Annotated in this window: 14 protein-coding genes; 7 read left to right on the top strand and 7 right to left on the bottom strand. The window is 58.1% G+C overall.

Features of this window, described 5'->3' with window-relative positions; all coding sequences use genetic code 11:
* Positions 1 to 23: 23 nt before the first annotated feature.
* The 6 genes from CHB83_RS19035 (at position 24) to CHB83_RS19010 (ending at position 4,262) form a co-directional block, all read left to right on the top strand.
* Positions 24 to 269: a hypothetical protein gene (locus CHB83_RS19035; protein WP_089333790.1), complete on the top strand. Its 246-nt coding sequence runs from the start codon at positions 24 to 26 to the stop codon at positions 267 to 269.
* Between the two features lie 103 nt (positions 270 to 372).
* Entirely contained in the window at positions 373 to 2,181 is a 1,809-nt protein-coding gene (topA, locus tag CHB83_RS19030) for a type I DNA topoisomerase (protein WP_089333789.1), read from the top strand.
* Between the two features lie 21 nt (positions 2,182 to 2,202).
* The gene (locus tag CHB83_RS19025) at positions 2,203 to 2,742 is read left to right on the top strand and encodes a hypothetical protein (protein WP_143437200.1); all 540 of its coding nucleotides are present in this window, start codon (positions 2,203 to 2,205) and stop codon (positions 2,740 to 2,742) included.
* Between the two features lie 158 nt (positions 2,743 to 2,900).
* Positions 2,901 to 3,272: a hypothetical protein gene (locus CHB83_RS19020; RefSeq protein ID WP_089333787.1), complete on the top strand. Its 372-nt coding sequence runs from the start codon at positions 2,901 to 2,903 to the stop codon at positions 3,270 to 3,272.
* Positions 3,273 to 3,280: 8 nt separating this feature from the next.
* The gene (locus CHB83_RS19015; RefSeq protein ID WP_089333786.1) at positions 3,281 to 3,727 is read left to right on the top strand and encodes a hypothetical protein; all 447 of its coding nucleotides are present in this window, start codon (positions 3,281 to 3,283) and stop codon (positions 3,725 to 3,727) included.
* Positions 3,728 to 3,899: 172 nt separating this feature from the next.
* The gene (locus CHB83_RS19010; protein WP_089333785.1) at positions 3,900 to 4,262 is read left to right on the top strand and encodes a hypothetical protein; all 363 of its coding nucleotides are present in this window, start codon (positions 3,900 to 3,902) and stop codon (positions 4,260 to 4,262) included.
* Between the two features lie 77 nt (positions 4,263 to 4,339).
* Here the strand turns inward: CHB83_RS19010 and CHB83_RS19005 are convergent, their stop codons facing one another.
* The 7 genes from CHB83_RS19005 to CHB83_RS18975 form a co-directional block, all read right to left on the bottom strand.
* Positions 4,340 to 4,564, bottom strand: a complete 225-nt coding sequence (locus tag CHB83_RS19005; protein ID WP_143437199.1) for a hypothetical protein — start codon at positions 4,562 to 4,564, stop codon at positions 4,340 to 4,342.
* Positions 4,565 to 4,643: 79 nt separating this feature from the next.
* Positions 4,644 to 5,813: a hypothetical protein gene (locus CHB83_RS19000; RefSeq protein ID WP_089333783.1), complete on the bottom strand. Its 1,170-nt coding sequence runs from the start codon at positions 5,811 to 5,813 to the stop codon at positions 4,644 to 4,646.
* 46 nt (positions 5,814 to 5,859) lie between these two features.
* Positions 5,860 to 7,311 (bottom strand): M20/M25/M40 family metallo-hydrolase, encoded by a 1,452-nt coding sequence (locus tag CHB83_RS18995; RefSeq protein ID WP_179225567.1) that lies wholly within the window; start codon positions 7,309 to 7,311, stop codon positions 5,860 to 5,862.
* A 44-nt stretch (positions 7,312 to 7,355) separates the two neighbouring features.
* Entirely contained in the window at positions 7,356 to 7,784 is a 429-nt protein-coding gene (locus CHB83_RS18990) for a carboxypeptidase-like regulatory domain-containing protein (protein WP_089333781.1), read from the bottom strand.
* 14 nt (positions 7,785 to 7,798) lie between these two features.
* Positions 7,799 to 8,401 (bottom strand): hypothetical protein, encoded by a 603-nt coding sequence (locus CHB83_RS18985; protein WP_089333780.1) that lies wholly within the window; start codon positions 8,399 to 8,401, stop codon positions 7,799 to 7,801.
* 111 nt (positions 8,402 to 8,512) lie between these two features.
* The gene (locus tag CHB83_RS18980; RefSeq protein ID WP_089333779.1) at positions 8,513 to 11,236 is read right to left on the bottom strand and encodes a TonB-dependent receptor; all 2,724 of its coding nucleotides are present in this window, start codon (positions 11,234 to 11,236) and stop codon (positions 8,513 to 8,515) included.
* Between the two features lie 100 nt (positions 11,237 to 11,336).
* A complete protein-coding gene (locus CHB83_RS18975) occupies positions 11,337 to 11,576 on the bottom strand; it encodes a hypothetical protein (protein WP_143437198.1) in 240 nt (79 codons plus the stop codon).
* A 292-nt stretch (positions 11,577 to 11,868) separates the two neighbouring features.
* On the opposite strand from CHB83_RS18975, the gene CHB83_RS18970 reads away from it, so the two are divergent.
* On the top strand, positions 11,869 to 12,174 hold the full coding sequence (locus CHB83_RS18970) for a hypothetical protein (protein ID WP_089333777.1): 306 nt from the start codon (positions 11,869 to 11,871) through the stop codon (positions 12,172 to 12,174).
* Positions 12,175 to 12,312: the final 138 nt, after the last annotated feature.

The following is a 12,312-nucleotide window of genomic DNA, read 5'->3' as shown; positions in this document are numbered from 1 at the left end:
TTTTCACTCTACTTTTTCTTGATATGAATAACTACGAACTACTTGTGCTGCTGGGCTGGGGACTGTTGCTGGGAGGGATTCCCACTGCCGGGTATTACCTCTACCATTATGGCCGCGCCCTGATGGAGCGCCGGCGCAATACGCCTTTCGACCCATTCACCCGGATGGAACGGCTGGCCTTGTGGCGGCAAGAAATGGAATTCCGCATCGGTTGCACCGCACTGGCCTTCTTCGGCCTGATGCTTTGCAACTGGCTATCAAAATCCTAACCGGGGCGGGCTTCAGGTTCCAGACAAGAAGGTCGTCGGGCTGGCTTCATGCCCCCGGCGGCCTTCTTTTCCCTGCCGCCCCAACTAACCCCCCCAACTGAGCATGAACCTGCTGATCGTAGAAAGCCCCAACAAGATCAAAAAGATAACGGCCCTGTTACCCCAGGGCTGGCACGTGGAGGCCAGTGTAGGCCATATCCGGGATCTGCCATTACGCGACCTGGGAATCGACCGGAGCAACAACTACCGGATGCACTACGCCATCAATACCGATAAGGAAAAGACGGTAGCCAACCTAAAGGCCAAGGTCCGGCAGGTAGGAGCCGAGAACGTCTATCTGGCTACTGACCCTGACCGGGAAGGCGAAGCCATCAGCTACCATTTGTGCCAGGTGCTGGGCCTGGACGTAAAAACTGCCAAACGCGTCACTTTCCAGGAAATTACTGGTCCGGCCATTCTGGCGGCCGTCGCCCAGCCCCGCAAGCTTGATACCCACCTGGTAGCGGCGCAGGAGTGTCGCCGGGCCGTAGATCGGCTGGTTGGCTGGGAAATTTCTCCGTTGCTGACCCGGCACTTTCAAAGCAAAGGCTACTCGGCCGGGCGAGTGCAAAGCGTGGCAACCCGACTGGTGGTTGAGCGCGAGCGAACCATCCAGGCGTTCAGCGGGAAACAAACCTACCCCGTCAGCGCCGTATTCCGGACGCGGACGGCCGAAATGCTGCCGGCCCGCTGGGTAGGGGAGGCGCCTCAAACCGAGGAGGAGGCCCGACAGCTGCTGCAGCGCATCAGCCAGGCCCGGGACTTTGCCGTGCTGAGCATCGAGCAGCAGCCAGTGGCCACGAGTCCACCCGCGCCGTATTCGACCAGCAGCCTGCAGCAGGATGGGGTAAAAAAATTGAAGCTGACCGTACAGCAGGTTTCCGACCTGGCCCAGAAGCTGTTTGAAGCCGGCCATATAACCTATATCCGAACCGATAGCGTCAACTTAAGCGAGGAGGCCCGCCAGGAGGCCGCCACGCAGATCCGCCAGCAATTCGGGGTAGATTATGCCGTGGGGGGGAGTGGGCGCACCTTCCGGGAGAAAGCGGGCAGCCAGGGTGCTCACGAGGCCATCCGGCCGACTCACTGGGAGCAGGCCACCGCGGGCGATACCGTCGACCAACAGCAGCTTTACCAGCTGATTTATGCCCGGGCACTGGCCTCGCAGATGAGTGATGCCAAGTATGACCAGACCACTATTTTAGTTGCCGCCGCCCGCCCCGGACCAGAGGGGTTGACCTTCCAGAGCAAAGTGCGGGTATTGCGGTTTGAAGGCTACCGGAAAGCCTATCAGGAAGCCGTGGAGGAAGTCGATGAAGATGCGGCCCTTGCCGAAGGAGCCGAAGGAGCGGCCCTGCAGCATCCCGTAGGCGAAGGGGAAGTGATGGAGCTACGCCGCGCCCGCGCCGCCGGCCGCAGTCAGAAGCCCCCCAGACGCTTTGATGAGGCAACGCTAGTGGCGGAACTGGAGCGCCTGCAGATCGGACGGCCCAGCACCTACGCCAGTACCCTGCGCACCATTCACGCCCGCGAGTACGTGGCCAACGGCAGTGTTACCGGTACGAAGGTGAAGGCCAAGACCCTGATATGGGAGGATGGCAAGCTGCGCGAGGAAACCCGTACGGAAACCATCGGAGGGGATAAAAACAAGCTGGTTCCCACCGAGCGAGGGAATGGGGTAACCGACTTTCTGCTACGCTATTTTGTCGACATTGTAAACCTGGATTTTACGGCCAAATGTGAGGCCGATTTTGATGAGGTAGCGGAAGGGCGGCGGCGGTTTACGGAGGTAGTGCCAGCATTTGACAACCGGCTTACTGAATTGCGTACGGCCGCCGAAGTGGATCTTCCTGCCCCAAAGAAGGCGCACTAGGTAGGCGAGTGGCAAGGCAAGGTGATTACAAGCGGGACAGGCGAGAAAGGCGCCTGGCTGCGCTACGATGAGAAATTCTACTTTTTGGAGGGCGACCCTTTCACGGTTTCGGTGGAGCAGGCAATCGTAGCCATCGAGAAAGGCCGGGCCCGGGAGAAGCGTAAAGTGGGCGTTTGGGAGAAAAAGTCTATCGAAGCCGGGATGAATCGGAATAACGTCGTGTATCTGCTCTGGAATGAGAAGTATTTCAACTTTACGGCGGAGGGAGAGGCCCAGCCGTTGCTAAATGAAATCAGCGCTGAACAAGCTGAACAATGCATCCGGCAGGCCCTTGAAAATGAGCTGGCCAAGGTGGCGCATCAGATTGATTCCAAATGGAGTATTCGGCGGGGTAAGACGGAGAATTTGTACGTAACCAATGGGGCAGATTCCGCGCCGTTAGGCAAAGTCACGTTGGAGGAGGCCAAGAGCTGGGATAAAAAGGATGCTCAGAATTTCGTAAAACAGTTTAAATCACTCAAAATGAAGGGTAGTAAGTCCGCTTATACAAAAAATAAATAGCAACATAAGCGAATTAAAATGATTGCATCATAAATTGCATTCACAGGCTCCTGTTTGGCATCATTGGCACAATTAATGTTGCTTTTTTGTGCAACTAAATCTGATGGCAGGAGTCTGTGTTTGTTCACTTTAAAAACGGGCTAAGCCCACTCCTGCTTATGAGCACAAGCCGCACAGTATTTGAACAGCCTGAGGACTGGCAGCACATGCAGAAATGGTTTGAGCGCACCGACGATCCGTTGCGCCCCTGGAACGTATCAGCCATCAGCCGGCATGCCGAATTACCCCAGGCCGTTGTACGCGCACTACTGACTGGGCCTAAAGGCTCTCAGGGGATGATTCGTACCGCCTTCAGTACAGCTCGTCTGCGTATTTTCCAGAAAATATTCCGGCGCTACGGCTACCGCGTCAGCATACCCGAGGAAGTAACTGAAGGTGGGCCCTGTCGCCGCCAGAAGGCACCTCAGGGCTTACTACCTGCCCCATATGCTTACACCGGTTTAGCCAAGCCCGTAGTTATTATACCTTAACCTTTCCCATGAAACCCTTCCTGCGTACTCTCTCATTACTGGCCCTGGTTGGGGCAATGTTGACCAGCTGCGGCGGTTCCGTTGAAGAGGACCCAACGCCGGCTAAAAATGAGCACGCAGTAAAGTTCGTTGCGGAAGCCGACCAACCCTTTAGCACACCTGCTAGCACACCCACACTAAATACAGTGAGCTATATTTTTCCTGCCCAGGCGGCCGTTGCTGTGGTAACCGCAGCTGGCACTCTGCGGTGGGAAAAGGAGTTCACGGACGTTAAGGATATCAGCCTGCTAACACTCTCGGCCGAGAGTATGAGCGCTACCAGAATAACCCTTTCCATCTACGTAGACGGGGATTTCAAGGGCCAGAAGGTAAACAGCGCGCCGACCAGTGGCCGGGATCAGCAGTACCGAACTGCTACGCTCCAGTGGAGCGAAAAGCTGGGCGTAATGCCCTAGGTTTTATGGCTAGCTGCCTTAACTACCCCGGCCCGATGGGCCGGGGTTTTTTGTTGCTAAAAAGCAACCCCTAATTTTGGGTGTTGCTCTTGAGCAACCATCGCTCTAAACCAGCGCTACTACTACCCTACGTACCCCTTGACACACATGCTACTAATAGCCATCTTTCCGTATGCCGAAGCCCCCGCCCCAGTATCCTGATCAAACTATTCCGGCGGCGCCGGCTGCACGAACCTTCGCGCAAATGGTCGACGCTAAGAACGCGCCCGTGCGAACCATCGAGGAGAAATTGGGCATGACGTACCGGACGTACTTACTGCGGCGGGAGCAGCCGACGGATCTGAGCCTGGCTGAGATCTACCGGCTGGCCTACTGGATGGGCGAACCCGTCGAACGAATTGCCGCGGAACTGATGGCGCATACTCACAATGATCCCTTGGTTATCCGCGAGCCTCGCAAGCGCCATCCTAACGGCATCAAGCGCAAGAAGAATGTTGATGAGGAAAGCGGGGCCCCGAGTGAGGACGCTAAGTAAGGTGGCATACCATCCTAAGCAACACCGCCCCCAAAGCCGCAGTGGACCTTGGGGGCGGTAGTGGCGTAGCTTACTTGCTACCAGAGTCGAAATCGGCGGCGTAGCCGGTCGCTGGCAATTACCAATCCGATAAGAGCGGTAATCAGGGCACATACAGCGGCCACAGCCTTGCAGAGGAGCACAAACGCAGCAACCATGCTGGCGTTCAGTAGGACCCACGCCAGGAGGCGAAACAGGGCCAGTAAGAGCAAATGAGCGGCAGCCACCATGGCTGCTAGGCTCGGGACAATTAGTTGAGTCACGCCCTAAATAGGGGTGATGCCTTACCGGCAAGCGGAATCATTGCAAATTTTTTAATAGAGGCATACGGCGGCTGGAGCTTTATTTAGTTGCCTTGGCGCTGGTGACTGCAGCAGGAGTCGACGGCGGCAGCCAAGGCGTGACGCCGGGCAGCCGGTTGATGTACTGCCAGCTTTCCTGCGGGCTCGTGAAGCTCTGGTACAACCCATTGTAGCCAAGCACGGTGCCGACTTTGCCGATCATGATCTTGGCCTGCAGGTCACCTTTATAGGCCCGCATGGTAGGCATCAGCACCTGGCTTTTCGTGGCGGGGTTCGCCGGCAGTGAGCTTTCGGTGGCGAAGTACACTACGGGCACATTCTGGCGCAGGCCCTTGGCGTAAGCATCCTCCGTTTCCACCACTTCGATCAACCCTGTTTTCTGCAGCTGGCCACCACTGCGAAAAATCCAGACGGGTTGCACCAGCTCCGAAACGTAGGCCGTTCCGTCCGGACCCTCAAACCGGGTCGAGCTTTCAACCAGACCGGTGAAAACGAACGGAGCGCTCAGGATGCCATTACGGGCTTGAATGATTTCCTCGGGCGTGAGTGGGTCCAGCAGGCTGCTGGCAGGGGAAGTAGGGACGCCAATCCAGGCCTCACGGCCATCATTGTAGGTAAAGGGACGCTGATACTTGCCAAACTTCACATCCGGCAGGTTCAGCCGACCCAGCTTGCTTAGGTGCTGATACAGGCTGGCAGTGGAGGCGAATTCGCGGCCCAGGCCGTAAATGCGGGTCGGCTCCGCCCCGCCGGAGGTCAGAAACTGAATAGTAGGCGACAAGCCGGGGCCGACCCGGGCCGGACTCACGCGGGCCCGGTTGCTGGTGGCAAAGGGGTAAGGGTTGCGCGGCATCCGGGAGGGCATGCAGAAGTACATTTGCGCATCCATGTTGTAGACGTACTTGCGGTTGCCGAACAAGTGCTTAGGACCCACGCCGGTATGCGGCACCGGAGATTCCTCCGTTAGCTCGATGGTGCCGTATTTTACGCTGTCTCCGCGCAGCACATGCAGCACCAGCACGGCGGTTGAAATGAAGGTTTTATCGGCCGCTTCATCGTAGTACAGCTCACTCTGGAGCGGGCGCCCCAGGAATACTACCGGCGCGGTCTTAACCAGGCGGGAGGCCACGGAATCCGGGAACGCCGATACCTGAGCCAGGGCCGGCAGCTGGCTGAGTAGAATCAGCAGCAGTAGAACTTTGGTTTTCATCGTTGGAGGAGGCAGAAGTGGACAAGCGGAGCCGAAATGAGATGCGCTATTCTGTTGCACCCAGCAGGCCCCGGTAGAAGCCGTAGCACTGTTCGTAGCTGGCCAGGCTCAGACTCTCGTTGAGCCCGTGCAGGCCGGCTGGGTTGGTCATGGGAGAAAACTTGTAGATGCGGCCGGTCAGGGGCTGAAAATGCCGCGAATCCGAGAGGGCCACGAACAGGAAAGGGGTTGGTATCACGCCCGGTACCTGGCGGCGGATTTCCTGCTCGATGCGCTGGTAACCCAGGGCGGCCGTCGGCGCGGCGGGGGACGGCTCGGATATCGTCCCCACCGGCGTTACACGTACCCGCGCATCCGGCAGCAGGGCCCGCACCTGAGCCACGGCCTCAGCTGAGCTGGTACCGGGTAACAGGCGCAGGTTAACGGTGGCGCTGGCCCGGGTGGGCACCACGTTGTCTTTCACCCCGGCCTGCATGATAGTTGGTACAAGGGTCGTGCGAACGGCCGCGGCCCCGCTGGCGGTTTTCTGGTAGGTCTTTAAAATCAGCGGGCGCAACAGCCAGGCGTTGGCAAAAGCCAGGCGCTGCACAAACGGCAGACGGGGGCCGATGTGGGCAGCAAAATCCTGCATGGAGGGCGTAAACTGGGCTGGGAAGTTGTGGCCCCGCAGCGTCACCAGGGCCTGCGCTACTAGGTCCGTAGCCGTAACGGCTTCCGGTATTGAGGAGTGGCCACCGGCCAGATCCGCCGTAAGCTCCAGCGAGAGGTAGCCCTTCTCGGCGGTGCCAATCAGCGCCACCGGTGTTCCCTGCAGGCCCGGTACCCGGTCGGTAGTAACAAAGCCGCCTTCGTCGAGCACGAATTCTGGTTTAACGCCCCGCTGCTGCAGTAGCTGGGCAACGGCTTTTGCACCGCGCTGGCCACCGACTTCCTCATCATGGCCGAACACGAAATACAGCGTCCGGGCCGGCTGATAGTTGTTGCCTAACAGATCTTCCGCGGCTTCGAGCAAGGCCGTTACGTTGGCTTTGTTGTCGACTGCCCCACGGCCCCAGACCCGGCCTTGCTGCACCTGACCGGCCCACGGGTCATGCGTCCACTGGGCGGCCGTGCTGGCTTCCACAGGTACGACATCGTAGTGGGCCATCAGCACGGCCGGCGCGGCCTGAGCATCCCGGCCCTGCCAGGTATAGAGTAGCGTATAGTCGTTGATTACTTCCCGCTTCAGCTGAGCGTGCACGCGTGGGTAAGCCCGCTGCAGAAAGCGCTGGAAACCCAGAAACTGGCTGGAGTCAGGCGCGGCACCCGCGTCGATGGATACAGTGCGAAACCGCAGCGCCTGGCGGAAATGGCTGACGGCGCTATCGGGAAGGCTCAGAGCCGGGGCGGGCGGCAGCGCAACGGCGGCAGGCGGCGTAAATCGGAGGGTATTAAACACGAGCACGGCCCCGAGAAGGGCCGTGGCAAGGAGAAGTAGCAGCAGAACTGAACGGAGCATGAGCAGTAGAAAGGGAGGGTAAGGACCAGCGTAGGTGCCGGACATTACTGATTAGGATAGGCGCTGAGCGCTTTGTTATGACGACGGTAAATGTCGCGCTCTTTTCGCTCCCGGCGAAAACCGGGTTGGGGCTGGAGCACGAAATCAATTCCTTCCACCTTGCGGAAGGAAACTTGCTGGGAAATGTAGCCCTCGAAGGATACTGAAACAGTACCGCCGGTGCTGGGCACCTGCAGCAGGTAGTGCCCCCGGGCGTTGGTAATGCAAATCTGCGGGATTTTACCCCCCAGCAACATTACTGAGACTCCGGACATAGGATTGTTCAACTCGTCATTTACGGAACCCTCCAGGCCCATCATTACGGGCGCGGCAAGGGTATCAGTGGCCGTAGGGGAGGATGGCGAGTATTGGGCGGCCGCAAGGAACGGCAGCCAGGCCGCGGTCGTGAGCAGGAGCAGTCGGAGCGTACGCATCACAGTCGGTAGGACTAAGGATTAAGCGTTTGGCCAACCAGGTTGCTATCCGTGACTTCCCGAGCCGGTGCCGGCTGAACGCCCGGCGTAGCCAGCTGAGGCGTGCGCGCCGGAGTAGAGTCGACGGGTTCCTGATGCAGTACCACAATGAACGGGTAGGGCGCTTTTTTGCCCGTATAAAGCGTTATCGTGTAATTTGGGCCCGTGTACCGTTCCCCCTGGCATTCCAGGCAGGTTACTGGAGTAACTGGAAACTTCAGCCGCTTCAGTTCTTTGCGGATTGGCTCGAAGTTGCGGCCGTGACTGGTTTTGAAAAGAACGTCCATGGCGCCGGTGGGCATGGGGCGGAGGCTGACCCAGGAAGTTGCGGCCTCGGTTTCCGTGTCGAACTCATAGTCCGTCGCGTTGGCCGTCCAATACACTTCATCCGTCTGGGCAACGTGGCCCCGGTACGACCAATCAGCGGGAAAAAGCGCAGCCGTCATTTTCTGCAGGGGCACATCAGTCGGTAGGGTTCCGAGCTTCAGCAGATGGTCCAGTGTAAGCGTCTGAGCAGACGCGGCGCCGGCCAGAACTGCGGTAAGCAGGGTAAGAAAGGTAAGGCGAAGAATCTTCATAATAGGGGGGCAGTAAAGGGCTATGTGTCGGGCAACAGCAGAGGAATTAAAAGCCAAAAGGCTCCTGGATTTCCGTGAAGAAATACCCAGGAGCCCGCCGGATTCAGTGAATTACTTAATGTCGAGCGACAAGCCAGCGTACACCAAACGGCCGATCTGAGGCCCGCCGTACACCTGAATGTTGCGCGAATCGAGCAGGTTTGACCCACCCACCTGCAGCGTGGTTCCCAGCTTCGGCAGCATGTAACCAAGTTGAGCATCCAGGCTGGAGTAATCCTGCAGCTGACCCGCGGCGAACGGCGACTCAAACAAGTGGCCCTCAGCCCAGCGGTAGTTCACTGAGTAGGAGAGTACTTTCTTCACTTCCCCGTAAGCGCCCAGGTTGAATTTGTGCTTGGGCGTATTGTAGTACGTCTGGAAGGCTTCCGGGAGGTTATCGCGGTTCAACAGGTTGAGGGTGTAGTTACCCGTCACGTTGAACTCCTTCAGGGGCGTATACGTCAGGGCCACTACGCTACCCGACGTCTTAACTTCTTGATTCGCGTTGGCTTGCACCTGAATTACGCGGGTGTTGCCTGATTGGAAGGGGCGGGGGCTTACGGCCGCAGCGCCCAATTGCTGGAGCGTTGGCTTGGAGCCATCGACATTGGTAATCAGCCGAACCTGACCAATGAAGTCGTTGTAGCGCGAGTTGTAGTAGTTTACATCCAGCACCAAGTTGGTAGCCAACAGCCCTTTATAGCCAACTTCCCAGGTAGCCACGCGTTCCGGCTTTAGACGACCAGCAGTAGATGCGTAGGCATCCAGTTCCTGCTGCGCCGTTGCTGGGTTCCGCAGGATGCGGCCCAGCTGGCTGCCGGCCGCCGTGGTGTAGCCCTCGAACCCGTTGCCAATGTTGCCCACCAGCAGCACGCGGGCCAGATCCAGGTTCAGGTACTGACCCTGCTGAGTGGGTGAACGATACGCCTGGTTGTAGCTGGCGCGGAAGTTATGCGAGTGGCCCTTGTCCAGCGAGTATACGGCAGAAGCACGGGGGGAGAATACCGGATCGAAGTTCTTGCTATCATCCACCCGGCCGGCCGCCGTGAGCTTCAGTCGATTGTTCAGCAGCTCTTTCGAGGCCTGGGCGTATGCGCCATACTCGTCATTGACCAGACGCTTGTTTTCCCGGTCGCTGAACAGTAGCCCGTCGGAGCCCAAGCGATACTGCCGATAGGCCCCGCCGACGATCAGGCTAAATGGCTTCAGGCGGAAGTCATACTGGCCGGAAATATCGTTGAGAATGGAGCTGGGGTTCACTCGGGAGCCGATGCCCGGCGTAGGGTCCGAAATTACCTTGCTGCGCAGGTCGTTGAAGGCCTGGCTGCCCGCTGTCAGCTGGAAAGGCGATGCAGCCGACTGAGCGGCGGCTTCTGCGCCGGACGTGTTGCCCGGGTTGCGGGCCAGGAACGTGTTGTAGGCTACGGCATAAGCCTGGAAATACTGCTGGGCGTACGTGGCGTTGGTTGTGCTGTTCGGATCAACCGCCGTCTGCATGAATGCGCCAGTAAATGGTAGGTCGTAGGTGTTGCCGCCGAAATCCTGGGTTGAATAGCCCCGCACGTACCAGTTGTCGCTTTTCAGTTCCGCGCGCCACTGATTCGTAGCGAAGTTTTTAAAGCGGTAGCGGTTAGTAAACTGGTAGCCCGTGGTACCGGAAGCCCGCTTGAATTCTACCATGGCCTTCACCTTGTCCGTCACCAGGTAGTGCAGGGACGGCACGATACGGTAAAGCTTAGCTTTGTTGTCGCCAGCTATTAGCTCGCGTTCCGTCCAGCCAGGCATAAACACCGTTTTTCCGGCCAGGGCCCCGCCCGTCGCGCCGAAGGTATTGCCCACGTCCCCGTAGCGGTTTACGGCGTCATAGCCGAGGCCGGAGCCCGCCCGGTTGTTACCGGCGGCGTAGGATTCGCCCAGGGCATCATAATTACTGGCAATCCAGTCGTTAGCGGAGGCATAGCTGCCGCTCACCTTGAAAGCAAATTTGCGGCCCAGGCGTTTTGCGTATCGTAGCTGGCCATCCAGGTAGTCGCGGTTGCCGCCGCGCAGGCGCACGGTCAGGCCCTCGTACTCGTAGGGGGACTTCGAGTTGGTCAGCACTACGCCGTTAAACGCGTTGGCGCCGTACAGGGCCGAAGAAGGGCCGTGCAGGATTTCGACGCTGGCAATATCAACCTCCGGCAGCCCCAGGGCATTACCGGCGTTGATGTTCAAGCTGGGAGACTGGGTATCCATGTAGTCCACCAGCTGCACCAGCCGCTCGGAGGTGGCCCCGCTGAAGCCGCGCGTAGAGAGGCTGGCCATAAACATGCCGCTGGTCGTCACATCGACGCCTTTCTGACGGGCCAGGCCCGTAATTAAGTCTGGCTGACTCATGCGGGCAATGCCGAGGGTATTTACCTTATCGACCGTTACCGGGGCCCGGAGAATGTTTTCCTCCACGCGGGAAGCCGATACTACTACTTCATTAATCAGGGCCGCCGAGGGCTGCATGATAACGGAGAGGGGGCGCACCGAGCGGGTGAGGGTATCCGTCGAGGTCAGGTAGCCGACGAAGGAAATGGAAAGCGGAGCGGGAATGAGGTTGGCCGGAACCATCAGGCGGAAAGTGCCCGCTGAGTTCGTGGTCGAGCCAATGTATGTTCCCTTGATGAACACTGTTGCGCCGGGTAAAGGCTCACCAGCGTCGGTCTGGACAGTACCGTAGTATTCTACTGGGGCGGCCTGTTGGGCAAAGGAAGCGATGGGAGCACTCAGCATGAGGCCGAGCGTGCACAATTGCAGAAGTGGGCGCATATTTTCTTGTTGGAAAATGGAAAAGGGGTTTGGGGTTGGCGATAGGTGGAGGAAGGAGGAGCGGGGGGTAATCACAATTCAGTAGGGGCAGCTAGGGCAATCACACGTCCGGGGGTTGCAGCCAGGGCCGGCCTGGCAAATGCAGCTGCCACCCTAATTGCCGGCCGGGTACCACCTGCTGGCTAAGGCCGGCCGCTGTTTCCATCCAGACCAGCACGTTACCATTGCGGCCCCGGGTCCAGGAGCCATCCGACCGGAGGCAAGGCACCAAGCGAGAGTTGGCCAGCAGCGGCTCAGAGAGCCGCATTGCCCGGTAGATAAGGTGCCTGATTACGACCATGATGGGCAAAGATAGAAAGTCCCGGATAATGCAATCAATTCTAGTAGCATCATTTTGGGCGTTAGGGGTAGAACCACGCCGCTAGTTACAATTGATTGCGTATAAAAAGCAACAAAAAATGACGTTATTCTAATTCAAAACCCTATTGTTGTTTTTTTGCCAAGCTGCCGGGATCATACTTGTTTCATAAATTATTCTCGCATACGTGCTGCGAAACCATAACGCAGAGGGGTAAAAATGCGTATAAAGAGCAACACGGTTTTTGGATTTTAGCTTACAAATAAACTCAACAATGGGAGCAGTAGATATTGCCGTCAGCGGGCTGGGTACGTCAATGAATGACGCCTTCCGGCGGTTGCAGCATGAGTCTAATGAGCAGGATGGCATCGACGCGTACAGCGGCGGGTTCTATACCATCATTGAGTACCACGACCTGACTGCGGAGTGGCAGGCCAGCGGGCAGGAAGCTGCGGCGTTTCTGGAGGACGAGGAGCGCATGGACGTACTGGACAAGCGGGAGGCCAACGCGGTCTGCCTCCGTGCCCCAACCAGCCAGCAGGAAGGCGAATACTTATTTGTCGGCTGGGGAGCGGAATAGCCCCGCCAGCACGAGGCCAAAGGCCCGACACCTGCCAAGGTGGTCGGGCCTTTTTTTCTGCGTAAAGAACGAGAGGATAATTTCAGTAAAAAGGGCGTTTCTGCAACTCTGGTCGGCATTGTTGCGTATAAATAACAA

It is taken from the genome of Hymenobacter mucosus (genome assembly GCF_900188255.1).
GTDB lineage: Bacteria > Bacteroidota > Bacteroidia > Cytophagales > Hymenobacteraceae > Hymenobacter > Hymenobacter mucosus.
This window is presented reverse-complemented; position numbering and strand designations above follow the sequence as displayed.